The sequence below is a fragment of the Acidocella sp. genome (genome assembly GCF_035535915.1).
Lineage (GTDB): Bacteria > Pseudomonadota > Alphaproteobacteria > Acetobacterales > Acetobacteraceae > Acidocella.
In genome coordinates this window covers 111064-130503 of sequence record NZ_DATLPB010000123.1, presented here as the reverse complement: position 1 = coordinate 130503, position 19440 = coordinate 111064, and the positions used below count along the sequence as shown (strand labels likewise).

The following is a 19440-nucleotide window of genomic DNA, read 5'->3' as shown; positions in this document are numbered from 1 at the left end:
GCGCGGCATATGACCGCGCGGTTTCTCCTGCTAACGTTGCGGCCTTGGCTCAGGACGACAGAAAGGAACGACGATGGCGCCTCTCGATTTCTCCTCGCTTCTCCCCGCTGTGGCGGCCCGCGCCGTGGCGACACGACGGGATCTGCACCGTTATCCGGAACTCGGGCTCACCGAGTTCCGCACCGCAAGCCTCGTCGCCGAGCGGCTGACGAAGCTCGGGCTCGAGGTGCGGCTTGGCCGCGAGGTGATGGATTCCGCCAGCCGCGTCGGCGTGCCCTCGGAGCAGGTTCTCGATGACGCCTATGCGCGCGCCGCTTCCGAAGGCGCGCCGCCGGAGTTCCTCAAGCCGCTTGCCGGCGGCCATACCGCCGTGGTTGCCACCCTCAAGGGCGCGCATCCGGGGCCGGTGGTGGCGCTGCGTGTCGACATGGACGCGCTGCCGATCATCGAAAACGACACCCAGGCGCATCTGCCGGCGCGTGAGGGCTTCATCTCGGCACATCCCGGCATCATGCATGCTTGCGCCCATGACGGGCACACGGCCATCGGGCTCGGCGTCGCCGAGCTGCTGAACGAAATGAAGGACCGGCTGCACGGCACTGTGAAATTCATCTTCCAGCCCGGCGAGGAAGGCGGCCGCGGCGCGCTGCCGATGGTGAAGGCGGGCGTGGTCGATGATGTCGATTATTTCGTGGCGATCCATCTCGGCACCGGTGTGGAAAGCCGGGTCTTCCGCCCGTCCGTCCGCGGGCACCTGGCGAGCGTGAAGCTCGACGTCACCTTCCGCGGCCAGGCCGCCCATGCGGGCTCCCATCCGGAAGAAGGGCGCAACGCTCTCGTCGCGGCCTCGACCGCGGTGCTCAATCTCTACGGCATTTCCCGGCACCATGCCGGCCGTTCGCGGGTGAACGTAGGCACGCTGCGCGCGGGTTCGGGCCGCAACGTGATCCCCGACGAGGCCGTGATGCAGATGGAAGTGCGCGGCGAAACCGAGGAGATCGCCGACTATATGCGCGACCGGGCCATGGCGGTGCTGCGCGGCGCCGCGGCGGCGCAGGATGTCGAAGTGGACATCAAGGTCATGGGCCGCACGACCACGGCCGGCTCCGACCAGGCCCTCGCCGAACGGCTGGCCGCGGCGCTGACGGGGCTCGACGATGTCACGGTGGACGCCGCATCGCATGTCACCGGCGGCAGCGAAGACGCGACCTTCTTCATGCGCCGGGTGCAGGAACGCGGCGGCCAGGCGGTCTATGCGGTGGTCGGCTCCGACATTCCCTCCGGACACCACACGCCGACCTTCGATATCGACGAGAAGGATCTTCCCTGGGCGATCGAGGCGCTGGCGAAGGGGGTCTTTAAGCTTGGTGCTGAAGGATAGGAAGAAAGCAGGCGCTTTTTGAAAAAAGCGCCGCAAAAACTTTTATTATGCTGGGCCGGGGGCGTTGAAATCACCACGGCTCACCCGTTCCCGCACGCTTGCCACTATGACACCATGTAGAGCGCAACAGACGAGGGTACGGATTTGACGGAGCAGGCAATCGAGCGGGACGGCATGGCCGTTCCCCGCCGCTACTGGGCTTATGGGGCGATCATCATCACGCTCGTCCTGGCGGTCATGGACGCCTCGGTCGCGAATGTGGCGCTGCCGACCATCGCGGGCGACTTCCACGCCACCCCGTCACAATCGATCGCCATCGTCAGCGTCTATCAGCTTGCCATCGTCATCCTGCTGCTGCCGCTCGCCGCGCTCGGCGATATTTATGGCTACCGCCGCGTTTACAGCGCCGGCGTCGTCGTGTTCACCATCGCGTCGTTCTGCTGCGCCGCCGCATGGTCGCTCGACCTTCTCACCGCCGCGCGCATCCTCCAAGGCGTTGGCGCCGCCGGCATCATGAGCGTCAACACCGCGCTCGTCCGCTATATTTTTCCCACCGCCAAGCTCGGCCACGCGCTCGGCCTCAACACGCTTGCGGTCGGCATCGCCTCTTCCCTCGGCCCGAGCTTTGCCGGCCTCGTGCTCGCCGTCGCCTCCTGGCACTGGCTGTTCGCCGTCAATGTCCCGCTCGGGATCATCGCCTATGTGCTCGGCGTCAAAACCTTGCCCGATAGCCGCCGCACCAAGCAGAAATTCGACATCGTCACCGCGCTGCTTTCGGCGATCATGTTCAGCATGCTGCTCGGCTTCATCACTTCCTTCTCGCATGGCGGCTCCTGGCCCCGTGCGGTGGCGGAACTGGCCATCGGCCTTGGCGCCGCGTTCTGGGCCGTGCGCCGCCAGGCGGACCGCCCGGCCCCTCTGCTGCCGGTCGACCTGCTCAAGATCCCGGTCTTCGCCCTGTCGATGTGCGCGTCGGTCTGTTCCTTCTGCGCGCAGATGCTCGCTTTTGTGTCCCTGCCCTTCATGCTGCAAAGAAGTCTCGGCTTCAGCCCCACCATGGTCGGCTTGCTCATCGTCCCGTGGCCGCTGGCGGTTGCCGTCTGCGCCCCGATTGCCGGCCGCCTCTCCGACCGTGTCTCCTCGGCCCTTCTCGGCTTCGTCGGGCTGCTGCTCCTGGTCGCCGGCCTGCTCTTGATGGCCTTCCTCCCCGCCCACGCCAGCCCGGCCAATATCGCGTGGCGCATGGTCCTCTGCGGCGCCGGCTTCGGCACCTTCCAGGCGCCCAATAACCGCCTGATCGTGACCTCCGCGCCCCGCATCCGGTCCGGCGCCGCCAGCGGCATGCTCGGCACCGCCCGCCTCCTCGGCCAAGCACTCGGCGCCGCCCTGGTTGCGCTCATCCTCGCCCATATCGCCGGCCCAAGAGGCGCCAGGATCTCCCTTCTGGCCGGCGCCGCCTTCGCTTTCATCGCGTCCTTCGTCAGCGTCGCCCGGCACGGGAAAAACGCGTGAGGAAGAAAGCGCTACTTTTTGTGAACAAAAAGTAGCAAAAAAACTTTTTTTGCGCCGCTTTTTTCAAAAAGCGGCCTCTTTCTTCTCTGGCGAACTGCACGCGGCGCCCAAAGGTGCCACGTGTAGCCAATGTTAGTCGCCAGTATGCCGGGTGATGTGAACCGGAACCGATTTATATGATGGCGTGCCGCAGAACGGATCGGCATAGTCCAGTGGCACGAGACAATTGGCCTCGGGATAATACGCCGCGACGCTGCCGCGAGGGATCTTGTAGGAAATGGCGGTAAGATTTGGGAGATAGCGTTTCCGTTCGCCCTCGAACGCGGTCTCGATCAAGACCACGTCCCCCGGTTCGATATTGCGCTCCACCAAATCGTCTTCGTTCATGAAGACGACGTCGCGCCGGCCGAAGACGCCGCGATAGCGGTCATCGAGGCCATAGATCGTGGTGTTGTACTGATCGTGGCTGCGGATCGTCGTCAACCACAGCACCGCCGGATCCGTGCGCAGCGGGTCTTCCCACAGTCCGACAAACGGGATGAACTCGGCCTTCCCCGATTTGGTATGCCAGACCCGCTCGGTGGGCCCGAGGGGCAGGCGGAAGCCGCCGGGATGGCGGATGCGCTCATTGAAGTTCTCGAATTCCGGAAACACCGCTTCGATCTTGTCGCGAATCACGTCGTAGTCGGCAACCAGGCCGGCCCAATCGACCTTGCTGTTCGGCAGCGTCGCCGCCGCCAGGCCGGCTACGATCGCGGGCTCGGAACGCAGATGCTCCGACGCCGGCGTGAGCTTGCCGCGCGAGGCGTGAACCATCGACATGGAGTCCTCCACCGTCACCGATTGCGGCCCGCTCGCCTGGATGTCCTCCTCGGTGCGGCCGATGACGGGCAGGATGAAGGTTTCCTTGCCCACGAGCAGATGCGACCGGTTGAGCTTGGTGCCGAGATGCACCGAGAGATCGAGCGACCGCATGGCGGGGAAACATTGCGTTGTATCCGAAAGCGCGACGGCGAGGTTGCCGCCCAGGCAAATCAACGCTTTCGAGCGCCCGTCGATGATCGCCTGCATGCCGGCCACGGCATCGTGGCCATGGGCAGCGGGCGGCTTGAAGCCAAAGGCTTTTTCGATCCGCGCCAGCATCTCCGCCGAGGGCTTCTCGGTGATGCCGACAGTACGGTCGCCCTGCACGTTGGAGTGGCCGCGCATCGGGCAGATGCCAGCACCGGGTTTACCAAAATTGCCGCGCAGCAGGAGCAGGTTCGCAATCTGGTGAACTGTCTCAGTGCTTCGGCTGTGCTGGGTGATGCCCATCCCGTAGCTCACGATCGTGGCCTTGGATTGGACATAGGCTTCCGCGATGGAGCGCAGACTTTCGCGCGACAGGCCGCTCACGGCCTCGATGTCGGGCCATCCGGTTGCCTTCAGATCCGCGACAAACCCGTCGAAACCATGCGTATGCGTCGCGATGAACTCGCGGTCCAGCACCTCTACCTCGGGGCCGCGCTCTTCGCTGATCTCGATCACGGCTTTCGCGATACCCTTGAGCGCCGCGGCGTCACCGCCAACCCGGACCTGGTGATATGTGGAGGCGATCGGGGTCCATCCGAGCGTTGCCATCTCGATCGGGTCTTGCGGATCGGCAAAGCGTTCGAGCGCGCGCTCGCGCAGCGGGTTGATCACGATGATGGGAGCATGCCGGCGCGCCACCTCGTGCAGCGTGCCCATCATGCGCGGATGGTTGGTGCCAGGGTTGTGGCCCATCGCGATGACCAGTTCGCAATGCTCGAAATCTTCGAGCGAGACGGTGCCCTTGCCGATGCCGATGGAGTCAGGGAGGCCGACGCTGGTCGCCTCATGGCACATATTCGAGCAGTCAGGGAAATTGTTCGTTCCAAATTCCCGGGCGAAGATCTGGAAAAGAAAGGCAGCCTCGTTCGAGGCGCGGCCGGACGTGTAGAACTCCGCCATGTTCGGATCGGGCAACCCGCGCAGGATCTCGCCGATGCGGGCAAAGGCGGCGTCCCAGCTGATGGGCAGGAATTTGTCGCTGCCCGCGTCATAGACCATCGGGTGCGTCAGGCGCCCTTCGTTCTCCAGCTCGTAGTCGCTCCATTCCCGGAGCGACGTAACCGTATGCGCCGCGAAAAATTCCGGCGTCACGCGCTTCCTGGTTGCCTCCCAGGTGACCGCCTTGGCGCCGTTCTCGCAAAATTGAAAAGTGGACGTGTGCTCTTTGTCCGGCCAGGCGCAACCGGGACAGTCGAAGCCCGCCGGCTTGTTGGTGCGAAACAGCGTGACCACCGCGTCCGAGGCGTCCATCTGTTCACGGATCGCCTTTGCCGTCGCGCGCAGCGCACCCCATCCGCCAGCGGGGCTGCTATATTCATGAATTCCCGGAATGTCCTTGTTCGCCATCTCAAGATTCCTCGATTACGAAATTTGGTTTGTCCATAAATTCACTGCAAGAGTGCCGGGCACCATTTTGCCGTACCACCCGGGAGCCACGTTCCAAAAGTTCGGTTCGACGTTCTACGCCGAGACATAGGCGGTGGCCAATAAAATCATGACAGCCTACAGCCATTCGCGCAACGGGCCGCCATGCGGCAGCGGGAAAAGCGAGCGACGCGGGAACCGCGTCTGCCAAATGCCGTTTCAAATGCACATGATTTTCTATCCGCCATGTTGCGAACGCCTGTCTTCCTGCCCTCAACACGCGCCATGAATCCGGAAGCGGTACACCGGTATGCATGAAATAGCCCACGGCGCCACGGAAGTCGGTTAATTTTTCATATCAAAACGTTAAAATAATACTACGTCGATAACCCGCGCCAAAAGCGATCCCGGTGATGGAAATTTTCGAAACGTCCGAAGTGAAGGTTACACGTTAAGAGGCCGAAGGCGGCCATGCGCTCCTGCCAGACGTTCACATCGTCCCCGCCCGAGTGACGGCAACGGCCGGTGCGCCGGCTGCCACGACCCTTCGTATGGATGATTTTTGCACGCACAATGCATTTATGTTGATCTTCGCATGCAATAGCCGTATCTGCCCCTTCAAACACATAATAACGGACCGAGGAACGCCATGGACGTGATCCAACCACCGCTATCGTCTTGAATCCGGCGGACAATGTTGCGGTTGCGCGGGTCGAGATGGGTCCGGGCACGCCGATCGACGGCATGGCCCTGCGCGCCGCCGGCAGGGTCGGGCGGGGGCACAAGATCGCCGCCTCCGCGAAAGTCATCAAACGGCTCAACGTCTTTCGCACGACCGGACAGATGCCGAGCCTTCCCTATATCGGCGCCGGCGAACCGCCGGCCGCCGATCCCGACAACAACATATAACCAAGGAGGAATTGATGTCTGCTTCCCACCACGGCACGGCGCATCGCGGCGTGTTCCCCGTCGTCCCGACGATCTTTGACGCGGACGGAAATCTGGACCTTGCCGGGCAGCTGCGCTGCGTCGACTTCATGATCGATTCCGGTTCGGACGGCCTGTGCATTCTCGCCAATTTCTCGGAGCAGTTCGTGCTTTCCGACGATGAGCGCGACAGCCTCACCACTTCGATCCTGAAGCATGTCGGTGGGCGTGTTCCCGTCATCGTCACGACGAGTCATTTCAGCACGCAAATCTGCGCGGCGCGCAGCCGCCGGGCGGAGCAGCTCGGCGCGGCGATGGTCATGGTGATGCCGCCCTATCATGGCGCGACCATCCGCGTCTCGCTGCCCGGCATCCGTGCCTTCTTTCAAACCCTGTCCGACGCGATCTCCATCCCCATCATGATCCAGGACGCACCGGTGAGCGGCACTTCCCTTCCGGCAAGCTTCCTGGCCATGCTGGCGCGGGACATCGCGCACGTGTCTTATTTCAAGATCGAGGTGCCCCAGGCCGCCGCGAAGCTGCGGGAGCTGATCGCCGAAGGCGGCGACGCGATCGAAGGCCCGTGGGACGGCGAGGAGGCGATCACCCTTCTGGCGGATCTCGACGCCGGCGCCACCGGGTCGATGACCGGCGGCGGATATCCGGACCTGATCCGGCCGATCGTCCATAGCTATCTCGCCGGCGACCGGGACAGCGCCGTGGCAGCCTATAATCGCTGTCTGCCGCTCATCAATTACGAGAACCGACAGTGTGGGCTGCTCGCGGCGAAGGAACTGATGAAGGAAGGCGGCATCATCGCCTGCGCCGAGGGCCGCCCTCCAATCGCGCCCCTGCATCCGCGCACGAAAGAAGGGCTCATCGAGACCGCGCGCAGCCTGAATCCCCTGGTCCTGCGCTGGAGCAAATAATCATGACCCTTACCGGAGAACTGATCATTGGCGCCGCGCTGCATCGCTCACATCGCACATTCGCCGCGCTGGCGCCCGAGAGCGGCATGCCGATCGCGCCCGACTTTTATGGCGCGACCTCGGATCACGTCGAAATGGCCTGCGCGCTCGCGGAGGCCGCGTTCGATGCTTATCGCGAGACTCCGCGCGAACGGCGCGCAGTCTTTCTTGAGGCCATCGCCGCGAACATCGAGGCGATCGCCGGCGAGCTGGTCCCGCGTGCCATGGCGGAAACCGCGCTGCCCCGGCCGCGGCTGGAAGGAGAGCTGGCACGCACCGCCGGGCAATTGCGCCTGTTCGCGGCCCATCTGCGCTTGCCTGAGGAGATCCGCATCGACCCGGCGCTGCCGGACCGCCGCCCCTTGCCGCGCCCCGATCTGCGCCTGCGCCGCATCGCCGTCGGCCCCGTCGCCGTGTTCGGGTCCAGCAATTTTCCGCTGGCCTTCTCGGTTGCCGGCGGCGATACGGCGGCAGCCCTCGCCGCGGGCTGCCCGGTCATCATCAAAGCCCATGCCGCCCATCCGGGCACCTCGGAACTGGTGGGGCGCGCCGTCCAGAATGCCGTCGCCTCCTGCGGATTGCCCGAAGGCGTGTTTTCCCTGCTGTTCGACGACGGGTTCGAGGTCGGCCAGGCGCTCGTCAGGCATCCGGCGATCCAGGCGGTCGGGTTTACCGGGTCGCGGAAAGGCGGTCTTGCGCTCCTGAAGCTCGCCCAGGCCAGACCGCAACCCATACCGGTCTATGCCGAGATGAGCAGTGTCAATCCGGTCTTTCTGCTGCAAGCGGCGCTGGAAGCACGCGCTGCGGGGCTTGGTTCCGCCTTTGTCGAATCCCTCACTTTGGGCGTCGGCCAGTTCTGTACCAACCCCGGCATCGTCATCGGCGTGGCGGGCGAAGCCTTCGAGGCTTTCATCGCCGCCGCTTCAACGTCTTTGCGCGGCAAGCCGGCCGGCGTGATGCTGACAGCGGGAATCGCCGCCGCCTATGGCGCTGCCGTTGCACGGATGGCGGCCCATCCAGCGGTCCAGGCGGTGGCGCACGGCTTGCCCGCCGCATCCCCAGGCCAGGGGCAGCCGGCGCTCTTTGCCGCCCAGGCGGCCGATCTTCTGGCCGACCCGTCGCTCATGGAGGAAGTGTTCGGGCCCTGCGCCCTGCTCGTCAGGTGCAAAGACACCGGCGAGATGCACGAACTCGCACATCATCTGGAAGGACAACTGACCGCAACCCTGCAGGCGGACGAGCCGGACCTGGCGCTGGCGCGCAAGCTCCTGACCGTTCTGGAGCGAAAGGCCGGACGGATCCTGGCCAATGGCTGGCCGACCGGCGTTGAGGTCTGCGACGCCATGGTTCATGGCGGGCCCTACCCCGCAACCTCGGACACAAGGACAACTTCCGTCGGCACGATGGCGATCGAGCGTTTCCTGAGACCCGTCTGCTACCAGGCCATCCCAGGCGCCATTCTGCCGGCTGCCCTCCAGACCATGCCGTCATCGAAATCCTGATGACGGCCGCTGGCACGTAACCGACCCGATCGCCCCGCACGCGGCCGAGAGAACGCGCGGGCGGGGCATCAGGGCAAAGCCGGGCATGGGCCCTTATTCCGCGGGCACTTCCTCCGCCTGGCCGATCCGCACGGGCGGCACCAGGACGGCCAGCCCCACGATGACGACGGAAATCCCGAGTATCGCCCAGAACGTCAGATGCAACGATTGCTGCAGGGCCAGGCCGACCGCCATGTCACCGCCGCCGGCCGCGCGGTGCGGCGCCGCGAGGAGCTGCCGCAACTGGTCCGAGGTGATCGGCCTGACGCCCTTCGCATGGCTGAGGCCGTAATTGAGCACCGCGCCGAGGGCCGTGGCGCCGAGCGTGCTGCCAAGATTGCGCGCGAACAGGTTGGACGCCGTGACGCTGCCGCGCTGCGCCCAATCGACGATTTCCTGGATCAGAATCAGCGACCCGATGCTGACCAGGCCCATGCCAAGTCCCATCACGAGGGAGCCGAGCGCCGCCGTGACCAGCGAACTCTGTGGGTTCAGCAGCACGAAAGCGGCGGCACCCGCAGGCATGAGCGTGCTCCCGACGATCAGAATGCTCCGCAATCCCACCCGGTGAAACAAGCGCGCGGCCAGCATGGAACCGACCGGCCAGCCGACCAGCACCATCGTCAGGGTCAGGCCCGAGATCACCGCCGATTGATGCAGGACGCTCTGCATATACATCGGCAGGAATGTGGTGAGCCCGATGAGCGCCATGCCGGAAAACACCGCCACCGCGTTGGCCACCGCGATCGGCCGGCGGCTCCATAAGGCGAACGAAATCATCGGATCGGCGGCGCGCCGTTCCTGAAGCAGGAACAGAATTGCGGAAACCGCGAACAGTCCCGTCATCAGCAGCACGGTCTCGCCATGGGAAGTGCCGGTCTCGGTGAGGGCGATCAGCAGGGAGGCGATGGCCACCGTGAACAAGGCCGCGCCGGCGATATCGATCGAGCGGCGCTCGTGCTTCGGACTGTCGTGCAGAAACAGCATAAAGCCCGCAGCGGCGGCAAGGCCGATCGGCACATTGATCCAGAAAATCCAGGCCCACGAAAAATCGCGGAGAATGAGCCCGCCGACGATCGGCCCCAAAACGGCCGAGACCGCCCATAGGCTGGAGATATAGCCCTGGATCTTGCCGCGCTCGCGCGCCGGATAGAGATCCGCCACGATCGTCAGGCCGACAGGCTGGACGGCGCCGGCGCCCATGCCTTGAATCAGCCGGAAGACGATCATCGAAGGCATCGACCACGCGCAGCCGGCCAGCACGGATCCCACAAGAAAGATGGCAATGCCCAGGAGCATGATATGCTTGCGGCCATAAAGGTCGGAAAGCTTGCCGAACACCACGGTCGCGGCCGTCTGCGTCAGCAGGAATGACGAGAACACCCAGCTATAGAGCCGCAGCCCGCCGAGCTGCGCCACGATCTGCGGCATGGCCGTGGATACGATCGTGGCCTCGATGGCCACCATGACCATGGAGGCCATGACGGCCCCGAGGACCAGCGGACGCGATGATTGTGGGGTCATTCGGAGACTACCGGCAGGTTCTGGGGCAACGGGGCGCGAATCACGTTCGTTAACGGTTCTTCATTATAGCACGACAGAATCGCTGACAATTCAAGGCTGATGCGACCGCGCCGCCGGTCTGGCCGGCCGGTTACTCCGCCGGGTGGATTTTCGTATGCCTGGGCTCGGCCGCCCTGGCGGCTTCCAGCGCCCGCATACGGGCCGGCAGGAACGGATGGACGAGCCATTGATAGGCGCCGGCGCCGACCACGCCCCCGACCAGCGGCCCGACAATCGGCACCCACCAGTAATTGCCCGGCGAGGGAAACGCGGCATCGTCCCAGCCGGCAAAATACGCAAAAATACGCGGCCCGAGATCGCGCGCCGGGTTGAGGGCCCAGGCTTCCAGATAGCCCATCGACGCGCCGATGCAGGCCACCAGAAGGCCGATCATGAGCGCGCCGGAATTCGCCCCGGGCGCCATCTCGTTATATTGCTCGGTGATCGCGAAAATGCCGAGCAGCAGGAAGGCGGTGAGAATGATCTCATCGGTCAGCGCGTGCATCGGCGTGATCGCCAGCCCCGGATGGGTGAAGAACACGCCGGCGGCGCCGCCTGCCGCGCGCGTGAGGTTATGCACCTGATTGAAATGGTCGATCACGGGCTGAAACAGCACATACACGACCATCGCGCCGAGAAACGCACCGAAAACCTGGGCCGCCCAATAGGGCACGACTTTTTTGAAAGGGAAGCCGCGGAACAAGGCGAGCGCCAACGTCACGGCAGGGTTGGCATGGGTGCCGGAAACCGAACCGGTGACGTAGATGGCGACCGTGACGCCCAACCCCCAGGAAATGCAAACGCCCCAATAGGCGTTCAGATAAGGGCTCGGATCGTAAAGAACATACATGCAGGCAACAGAGTCGCCGAAGGCGATAATGATGAAAATGGCCAACGCTTCCGAGATCAATTCTCCCAACATTTGTCGGTTCATGATTGTTTCCCCAAAATGTTATTGTTGTTGTATCGCGAAGGAACGTCATGCAGCCGGCTGACGCCGCGCCGCGCGCCACGCCATTCCGGCATTAAGTCTTTGCTCGTTATCGCGTGCGCCGCCTTTGCCTTACGGCTCCACCCAGGCGAATGACCGCTGCACGGCTTTCTTCCAGGATTTATAATAATGGTCGCGCTTTTCCGCCGCCATGTTCGGCGTCCAGGTTTTATCCACCCCCCAGTTCGCGCGCAGATCGTCAATATTGCGCCAATAACCGACCGCAAGCCCGGCTGCGTAGGCGGCGCCGAGCGCGGTGGTCTCGCTCACTTTCGGGCGCACCACCGGTGCATTCAGAATATCCGCCTGGAATTGCATCAGCAGCTCGTTGACCACCATGCCGCCATCGGTCTTCAGCGTGGTGAGCTTGATGCCGCTATCTTCCTGCATCGCCTCCACGACGTCGCGTACCTGATACGCGGTGGCTTCCAGGGCGGCGCGGGCCAGATGCGCCCGCGTGGCGTAGCGGGTGAGCCCGGCGATGACGCCACGGGCATCATCCTTCCAGTACGGCGCGTAAAGCCCGGAGAAGGCCGGAACGATGTAGACGTCGCCATTATCCTCGACGCTCCTGGCCAGGGGCTCGATCTGCGCGGCGACATCGAAGAACTTCATGTTGTCGCGCAGCCATTGCACCAGCGCGCCGGTGATGGCGATGGCCCCTTCCAACGCGTAATGCGGCGGTTCGGCGCCGAACTGATAGGCCAGCGTGGTCAGCAGCCCGGCTTTCGATGCCACCGGCGCGGTCCCGGTGTTCATCAGCATGAACGAGCCGGTGCCGTAAGTGTTCTTGACCTCGCCCGGCGCGAAACAAGCCTGCCCGACCAAAGCCGCCTGCTGGTCGCCGAGGATGCCGGCAATCCGGGTGCCCGCCAGCGGGGCGGTGGCGACCTCGCCATAGATCGCCGATGACGGCATGATTCGCGGCAGGCAGGCCGGAGGAATCTCGAACTGGCGCAGCATCTCCGAATCCCATTGGCAGGTCGCGAGATCGATCAGCATCGTGCGGCTGGCATTCGTGACATCCGTCACATGCACGCCGCCATCGACACCGCCGGTCAGGTTCCAGGTCAGCCAGGAATCGACGGTGCCGAACAAAGCCTCACCGCGTTCGGCAAGCGCCCTGGCGCCTTCGACGTTTTCGAGAATCCACAAAAGTTTCAGCCCGGAAAAATAGGTCGCGAGGGGCAAACCCGTGGTGGCGCGGAAGCGGTCCTGCCCGCCCGCCCGCATATAGCGCTGCACCAGCTGATCGGTGCGCGCATCCATCCAGACCAGCGCGTTGCAGAGCGGCTGTCCCGTGGTCTTGTTCCACAACATCGTGGTTTCACGCTGGTTGGTGATGCCGATGGCGGCGATGTCCGCGGCCGAGAGATTCGCACGCGCCAGAGCGGCGCCGATTACCTCGTTGGTGTTGGCGAGGATTTCCATCGGATCATGCTCGACCCAGCCCGGCTTCGGATAGATTTGCCGATGCTCTTTTTGCGCCACGGAAATGATGTTGCCGCCCTTATCGAACACGATGAAACGCGAACTCGTCGTGCCCTGATCGATGGCGCCGATATAATGCGTCATGGTCCCCCCATTTTTGTTTTTTTGAACGCCAGGCTTATGTTCCATAGCTCGGACAAATCCGCAGGCCGTGACCGGCCCGCTCAGTTGGCGAGATGCATCCGCCCTTCGATACCCCCCGCTTGCCCCGGCGTCTTGAGATAGGCCGCGAGCTGCGATGCCGTGTCCGCCGGCACATGCAGCCCCAGCTTCGAGCGGCGCCAGAGAATATCCTCCGGGTCGCGTGCCCATTCCCGCGCGACCAGATAATCCACTTCCGCCGCGAACAATAAGCCGCCGAAATCCCGGCCGAGATCGGCCAAACTCTGCGCCGCGCCGAGAATGCGCGGCGCCCTGGTGCCATAGGCGCGGACGAGCCGGCGCGCGAGCGGGCCGGGGAGGAACGGATAGCGCGCGGAAAACGCCGCCAAATAGGCCGCGAAATCGGCTCCCAGCATGTCGCCGCCGGGCAACGGCGCGGCGGCAGTCCAGCCGGCGCCGGCGGCGCGCCCCAGCAGCTTCAGAAGTTTTTCCAGCGCCTGTTCGGCAAGTTCGCGATAGGTGGTAATCTTGCCGCCGAACACCGACAGCAAAACCGGCCGGCCGGCGCCGCCTTCGGAAGCCAGCACATAATCGCGCGTCACCGCCGAGGCATTTGCCGCATGGTCGTCATAAAGCGGACGCACACCTGAATAGGTCCGCACAATGTCCGCCGGCGCGACCGGCCTGCGGAAATACCGGGACACGCTCTCGCAGAGATAGCTTATCTCTTCCGCGGAAATCGCCACCGTGGCGGGATCGTCCTGAAAGGCGATGTCCGTCGTGCCGATCAACGTGAAATCATGCTCATAGGGAATGGCGAAGACGATCCGCTTGTCCGGGTTCTGCAGAATGAAGGCGAAATCGCCCTCATAAAGGCGCGGGACGATGATGTGGCTGCCTTTGACGAGACGCACCGTCTGGCCGCCGTCACGGCCGAGCCCGGCGCTGATTATGTCCCCGACCCAGGGGCCGGCGGCGTTGACCAGGGCCCGCGCGAAAACGGTCTCCCGGCGTCCGCCCCCCTCCTCGAGGATCGCGCGCCATAACGCGCCCTCGGCGCGGGCCGAGATCAGCCTTGTGCGGGTGCGGATCGCGGCGCCGCGCTCCGCCGCGTCCATGGCGTTCAGCACCACGAGGCGGCTGTCATCGACCCGGCAATCGGCATAGGTGAAGCCCCGGCGGAAGCCGGGTTGCAGAATGAAGGCGGCTGGATGCGGACCGAAACGCACGGCACGCGAGGCAGGTAGTTTTTGGCGCGGGGCCAGATGGTCGTAGAGAAACAGCCCGGCCCGTACCATCCAGGCCGGGCGCTGCCCCCTTGCGTGCGGCAGCACGAATTCAAGCGGCCAGATCACGTGCGGGGCGATGGCGAGCAGCCGCTCGCGTTCCCGCAACGCTGCGCGCACCAGGCGGAATTCGCCATATTCCAGATAACGCAGCCCGCCATGGATGAGCTTGGTGCTGGCCGACGAGGTGTGGGCGGCGAGGTCGTGCTGCTCGACCAGCAACACCGAAAGCCCACGGCCGGCGGCGTCGCGGGCGATCCCGGCGCCGTTGATGCCGCCGCCGACGATCAGGACGTCATAAGGGCTGGCTTGGTCAGAACCGAACATGATCAGAGCAAACTCCGCATGCTGTTTTCGGAAACAGCTTAAATACATCGCCTGTAAATTCGCAAGCGAAAATATCTAGATTGATTTTCTTCTTTTTGCACCAAAGACGCGAAACAGATTTTCGCGTTACAACGTCCTCGCAGGTGCAGGCGGCGCGGGTTTGTGCTAACCAATTGATCGGAAACACAACACGGGCGCCGCGCGGCGTGCCGGCAGACCACGAAAGAGATCTGAACTTCCATGGTGTCCGAGCCCCAAAGCCACGAACAGCGCCAGCTCCGCATCGTCGAAATGGTCAGCCAGCAAGGGTTTTTGACCCTTGAGGATTTGGCCCGGCGCTGCGACGTCACGGTGCAGACGATCCGCCGGGACGTGAATAATCTGGCCGCCGAAGGCCGGCTGTCGCGTTACCGCGGCGGCGCCGGCCTCGCCTCCTCGATCGAAAACATGGAGTATGAACGCCGCCAGGTGGTGAACCTGACCGCCAAACAGCGTATCGCCGCGAAAGTGGCGGAAGATGTGCCCGAACACGCCTCCTTGTTCATCAATATCGGGACCACAACCGAGCAGGCGGCGCGCGCATTACTGCGGCGTGACGGGTTGCAGGTCATCACCAACAACCTCAACGTGGCGCGCATCCTCAGCGAAAATCCGGCCATCTCCATCGTGATGGCCGGCGGCAAGGTGCGCAACCGCGACGGCGCCGTCACCGGCCAACCCACCGTGCGCATGCTCGAGCAATACCGCGCCGATATCGGCATCGTCGGCATCTCCGGCATCGATCTGGACGGCGGTCTGTTCGATTTCGACCTCGACGAGGTGCTGTGCGCCCAGGCCATCATCCGCAACTCACGCCGCGTGTTTCTCGTCACCGATCATTCGAAATTCGGCCGCCCGGCCTTGGTGAAGGTGGGCCATATCACCGACATTTCGGCCCTCTACACCGATGCGCCGCCGCCCGCGCCCATCGCTTCCATGCTGCACGCGACCGGCGTGCCCGTGGTGCTGCCGGACTGAGGAACGCCTACGCCACGACGCCCCCCAGCAAGGCGCGAAACATGTCCCGGTAGCGGTCGCGTATGGTCGTGGCCGGCTGGGGCGGCAGAGCCTGGTTCACGCCGCGCGCCGCATCCGAGAAATGCTGCGCCAGTTGCGCTGCCGTGTAATCCTCGCGCCAGCGTACCAGCCCGGCTTCCTGCAGATCCGCCAATATGTCCGCCAGCCGTTGCTGGCCGGCGCGCGCCGCGTCGATCATGATGTCGCGGCACCGCCGGAACGCCTGGTCGTTGATTTCCAACGCATGGGGCGAGGCGCTCAGCTCACGGCGTGTCTCGCCATAGCGCGCATCGGCGTAGGCGACCAGAATCTCCAGCGCGTCCGCCCCCGCTTCCTTGGCTTCGGCGGCAGCTGCCTGGCCGAACGAGATGTCGCGGGCGTTGCTCCAATGGACGCAGGCGCGGAACGCCTCTTCCTTGCTGGAGAAGTAATTGTAGAGAGACCGGCGCGATATGTCCGCCGCCTTGGCCAGGCCGATCATGGTGAGTTGCTCGTAACCATGCGCAAAGAAGGCCAGCTGCAGCTTGCGCAGCATGGCATCATGCGGATTCAGAGGGTTCATCACTACCATTCAGCAATCTTTATCCTAAATGTGCCCCTGGCCGCTTCTCATTTTCACAGAAACTGCGCAATGCCTGCTTGCACATAACAAACGAACATGCGCAAAATGGCTCACCGAGCAGACTGATTCGTGGGGTGGGATAGGGACCAGCACAGCAGGCTGTGTAAAAGAATGGGTCCTAGCGATGCAGAATGCGTGTCCTCCCTCTCGGAATGAAAGCGAGCAATGGCAGGCGGCGGTGCAGGCGACCACCAAGCTGTTGCAGATCTGTTCCTTCCCTGAATTTTTCAATGCCGCGGCGCAGACTCTGGCGGGGCTTTTGAACGCCGACGGCGCGGCCCTGATCGTCACGGACGGTCCAACCCGCCTCAGATACAGGCTGTTCTACGGGCTTGACCACGTCGACCAGACGCCCATCGTGAAATTCAGTTTTCCGGACGATCAGGGAACGGTCGGGCGAGTGCTAACCACTGGTCAATTTCTCTTCACGCCGGACTATCCGGGCAGCGCCAGCGCGATGCCGGAATTCGTCAGCGCCGGCCTGCGCGCCAATCTGGTCTTGCCCCTGCCGGGCCCCAGCGGCTTTGTGGGGGCCATCGCCATCGCCTGGCTGCGCGAAGACCCCCTGGCCCTGACCCCTGCCATGCTTGCCATTGCCGAACTCTTCGCGGCCATGATCGGCTCGGCCCTGTACCGCGAAGGACTGGAGCGCCAGCTTCATGATCATTCCCTGACCGACCCTTTGACCGAGCTGCCCAACCGCCGAATGCTCGCGCTCAGGCTGGCGGCGGCACAGGAGCAAGCATGCCGTAATCAGACGATGATGGCGCTCGCGGTGCTCGACCTCGACGGCTTCAAGACGATCAACGACCGCTTTGGCCACTCGGCCGGAGACCAATTTCTGCGTCTCACCGCCGACGCCATCCGCGGCGTGATCCGGGAAAATGATTTGGCGGCCCGGATGGGGGGCGACGAGTTCGTCATCATTCTTGAGGATTTACGGTCTACCCATGACGCCGCCAGCGTGCTCGGGCTGATCGTGGAGGCTGTCGCCAAACATGGCCGGAACGGCCCTCACGGCCAGACGGTCACGGCAAGCCTGGGCGCCACGATCTACCCGCTGGATCTTGCGGGACCAGAGGCATTACTCAAGAACGCCGACCAGGCGATGTACATTGCCAAGCGCGCCGGCGGCAACCAGTTTCATGTGCGGGCATCGACGCCGGCCGGAGACCTGGCCAGGCGCCCCTCTTCGCGGCTCATGCCACAAAATTTTTAGCGTAACCTCTTGGCGGCCAAACAGGGCGCCCCGCGCCGGGAAACACGCAACTCACCGAATGGGCGCAGCCCCGGCATGATGGTGGCGGGATGTTCGCGCTTTATTCGACCTCGTCGCGCACGTCGGTCAAAAGCGGCACCGACGGATAAGCCTCCTCATCATCGCCGTGCTGGGAAGGGGGATGGATCAAAGCTTCCAGGCGCGCTTTTGTGGCGGCGAATTCCGCGGCGGAGAAATGCTCTGCTTTGCGCGGGCGCACGATGGGCACTTCGATCAACTCCTGCATCCGGCCAGGATGGGCGGAAAGCACCAGAATCCGGTCCGCCAGGAAAATCGCTTCATCCAGATCGTGCGTGATGAACACGACCGTGATGTCCACCTTCTTCCAGATTTCCAGAAGATAGGACTGCATCCGCGCGCGCGTCTGGGCATCGAGGGCCGAGAAGGGCTCATCCATCAGCAGGATGCGCGGCCGGTTGACGAGGGCGCGGATGATGGCAACGCGCTGCTTCATGCCGCCCGAAAGCTGGTGCGGGTAAGCGTCTGCGAACTTCTCCAGGCCGATCAAGCTGAGCCATTCATCGGCCTGTTTCTTCGCCTCGGCGCGGGCAACATTGTTCATCAGCAGGCCAAACATCACGTTCCCGCGCACGGTGAGCCAGGGGAACAAAGTGTAGCCCTGAAACACCATGCCGCGCTCGCGCCCCGGCCCTTTCACGGGATGACCATCGAGCAGCACCTGCCCGCCGCTGGCCAGCTCCAACCCCGCCAGAATCCGCACCAGCGTGGATTTGCCGCAGCCCGAGGGGCCGACGATGCACAGGAATTCGCGCCGGTGGGTCTTGAAGGAGATGTTATCCAGCGCCACGACATCGCTTTTGCCGGTGCGGAATTTCTTGGTCAGACCGGCGACCTCAAGAATGACCTCGCGCGCCTTCATCCTGTCCAGGCGGTCTTTCACCGCCTGGGGCTGGTCGAGATAGGAGATGGTATCGAACATTCAGGCTGATCCTTTCGGAACTTATCGGGCGGCGCGGTCCCAAGGAAAGAGCTTACGGCCAAGTGCTGCGAGGACGAGATCGGTCCCCAACCCGAGAATGCCGATCATGGCGATGGCGGCGTAGACATTCGCGTAATGCTGATAGCGCGATTGCTGCGTGATGAAGAGCGAAATACCTGCAGTGGCGCCGACGAGCTCCGCGACGATGAGATATGTCCAGGCCCAGCCGAGCAAAATCCTCTGGTCCCGATAAAGGTCCGGCAGCACGCTGGGGATGACAACCCTCGTGAGCAGGCGGAGATTCTTCGTGCCTAGCGTGAGCGCCGCCTCCACCAATGAAAAATCGGCCTTGCGCGTGGTATTGGCGATGATGAGAATCTGCTGGAACAGCGTGCCGATGACGATGATGGCGATTTTCGGCCCGGCATAAATGCCGAGCACCGCCACGGCCAACGTGCCGAAGGCCGGCGCCGGCAGATAACGGAAGAATTCCACGATCGGCTCCACCAGCCGCGCCGCGCCGTTATGGGCTCCACACAGGATGCCGAGCGGCACGCCGATGAGCGAGGAGATCACGAAGCCCCAGAAAATGGTCTGGATGCTTTGCCACAGACTCTGATGCAGCCACAGGCCATCCTGATCGGCCGGGGGCGTGGTGAAAGAGGTATAGAAGGCGACCACAACGGCACCGGGAGACGGCAGATAGACCGGGTTGCACAGCGTACCCTGCGGTGGCGCCGTGTGGTTGACCTTGGCGTTTTCGAGCTCTTTCGCAAAGGTGGCTTTGTCGACCCGCATGCCGGGCAGGAAATAATCCACATCGCCGGGATCGGAAACCAGAATGTCGGGGTGCCAGATGGCAGGCACGTAACTGACCGCCGACCAGAGGCCGAGCGGCAGCAAAAACGAGCAAATGGCGAGGATCACGCGCAACCGGCGAGAAAGCGGCGCGCGTACCCGGAACCATTGCCCGGGTACGGCGTCTCCAGTCACGACCTCGGAGGCCAAAGATGACGTG

General features: G+C 63.7%; 15 protein-coding genes. 7 read left to right on the top strand and 8 right to left on the bottom strand.

Going from position 1 to position 19440, the window contains the following annotated elements; genetic code table 11:
- Positions 1 to 73 precede the first annotated feature (73 nt).
- Positions 74 to 1381 carry an amidohydrolase gene (locus VNC39_RS16885; RefSeq protein ID WP_325400821.1) on the top strand — a complete coding sequence of 436 codons (1308 nt, stop codon included), beginning with the start codon at positions 74 to 76 and terminating at the stop codon, positions 1379 to 1381.
- Positions 1382 to 1525: 144 nt separating this feature from the next.
- The gene (locus VNC39_RS16880) at positions 1526 to 2893 is read left to right on the top strand and encodes an MFS transporter (protein ID WP_325400820.1); all 1368 of its coding nucleotides are present in this window, start codon (positions 1526 to 1528) and stop codon (positions 2891 to 2893) included.
- A gap of 132 nt (positions 2894 to 3025) precedes the next feature.
- Here VNC39_RS16880 and VNC39_RS16875 read toward each other — a convergent pair whose 3' ends face one another.
- Entirely contained in the window at positions 3026 to 5311 is a 2286-nt protein-coding gene (locus VNC39_RS16875; RefSeq protein ID WP_325400819.1) for an FdhF/YdeP family oxidoreductase, read from the bottom strand.
- Between the two features lie 696 nt (positions 5312 to 6007).
- Between VNC39_RS16875 and VNC39_RS16870 the strand changes: the two genes are divergently transcribed.
- Genes VNC39_RS16870 through VNC39_RS16860 form a run of 3 tightly spaced genes read left to right on the top strand, consistent with a single transcriptional unit; the run spans position 6008 to position 8726 of the window.
- Positions 6008 to 6238 carry a hypothetical protein gene (locus VNC39_RS16870; protein ID WP_325400818.1) on the top strand — a complete coding sequence of 77 codons (231 nt, stop codon included), beginning with the start codon at positions 6008 to 6010 and terminating at the stop codon, positions 6236 to 6238.
- Positions 6239 to 6252: 14 nt separating this feature from the next.
- The gene (locus tag VNC39_RS16865) at positions 6253 to 7185 is read left to right on the top strand and encodes a dihydrodipicolinate synthase family protein (protein WP_325400817.1); all 933 of its coding nucleotides are present in this window, start codon (positions 6253 to 6255) and stop codon (positions 7183 to 7185) included.
- Positions 7186 to 7187: 2 nt separating this feature from the next.
- Complete coding sequence (locus tag VNC39_RS16860) at positions 7188 to 8726, top strand: aldehyde dehydrogenase (NADP(+)) (RefSeq protein ID WP_325400816.1); 1539 nt, start codon at positions 7188 to 7190, stop codon at positions 8724 to 8726.
- A 93-nt stretch (positions 8727 to 8819) separates the two neighbouring features.
- Here VNC39_RS16860 and VNC39_RS16855 read toward each other — a convergent pair whose 3' ends face one another.
- The 4 genes from VNC39_RS16855 to glpD all read right to left on the bottom strand — a co-directional run bounded on the left by VNC39_RS16855 (position 8820) and on the right by glpD (position 14525).
- Positions 8820 to 10247 carry an MDR family MFS transporter gene (locus VNC39_RS16855; protein ID WP_325400815.1) on the bottom strand — a complete coding sequence of 476 codons (1428 nt, stop codon included), beginning with the start codon at positions 10245 to 10247 and terminating at the stop codon, positions 8820 to 8822.
- Positions 10248 to 10419: 172 nt separating this feature from the next.
- On the bottom strand, positions 10420 to 11262 hold the full coding sequence (locus tag VNC39_RS16850) for an MIP/aquaporin family protein (RefSeq protein ID WP_325400814.1): 843 nt from the start codon (positions 11260 to 11262) through the stop codon (positions 10420 to 10422).
- A 129-nt stretch (positions 11263 to 11391) separates the two neighbouring features.
- Complete coding sequence (gene glpK, locus VNC39_RS16845) at positions 11392 to 12894, bottom strand: glycerol kinase GlpK (RefSeq protein WP_325400813.1); 1503 nt, start codon at positions 12892 to 12894, stop codon at positions 11392 to 11394.
- Positions 12895 to 12974: 80 nt separating this feature from the next.
- Positions 12975 to 14525: a glycerol-3-phosphate dehydrogenase gene (gene glpD, locus VNC39_RS16840; RefSeq protein WP_325400812.1), complete on the bottom strand. Its 1551-nt coding sequence runs from the start codon at positions 14523 to 14525 to the stop codon at positions 12975 to 12977.
- Between the two features lie 240 nt (positions 14526 to 14765).
- Here glpD and VNC39_RS16835 point away from each other — a divergent pair, with 240 nt between their 5' ends.
- Positions 14766 to 15542 (top strand): DeoR/GlpR family DNA-binding transcription regulator, encoded by a 777-nt coding sequence (locus tag VNC39_RS16835; RefSeq protein ID WP_325400811.1) that lies wholly within the window; start codon positions 14766 to 14768, stop codon positions 15540 to 15542.
- A 7-nt stretch (positions 15543 to 15549) separates the two neighbouring features.
- Here VNC39_RS16835 and VNC39_RS16830 read toward each other — a convergent pair whose 3' ends face one another.
- On the bottom strand, positions 15550 to 16143 hold the full coding sequence (locus VNC39_RS16830) for a TetR/AcrR family transcriptional regulator (protein WP_325400810.1): 594 nt from the start codon (positions 16141 to 16143) through the stop codon (positions 15550 to 15552).
- Positions 16144 to 16381: 238 nt separating this feature from the next.
- On the opposite strand from VNC39_RS16830, the gene VNC39_RS16825 reads away from it, so the two are divergent.
- Positions 16382 to 17422: a sensor domain-containing diguanylate cyclase gene (locus tag VNC39_RS16825; protein ID WP_325400809.1), complete on the top strand. Its 1041-nt coding sequence runs from the start codon at positions 16382 to 16384 to the stop codon at positions 17420 to 17422.
- Between the two features lie 100 nt (positions 17423 to 17522).
- Here the strand turns inward: VNC39_RS16825 and VNC39_RS16820 are convergent, their stop codons facing one another.
- Both VNC39_RS16820 and VNC39_RS16815 read right to left on the bottom strand, forming a co-directional pair.
- Positions 17523 to 18422: an ABC transporter ATP-binding protein gene (locus VNC39_RS16820; RefSeq protein WP_325400808.1), complete on the bottom strand. Its 900-nt coding sequence runs from the start codon at positions 18420 to 18422 to the stop codon at positions 17523 to 17525.
- A 21-nt stretch (positions 18423 to 18443) separates the two neighbouring features.
- Positions 18444 to 19415, bottom strand: a complete 972-nt coding sequence (locus tag VNC39_RS16815; RefSeq protein ID WP_408840923.1) for an ABC transporter permease — start codon at positions 19413 to 19415, stop codon at positions 18444 to 18446.
- Positions 19416 to 19440: the final 25 nt, after the last annotated feature.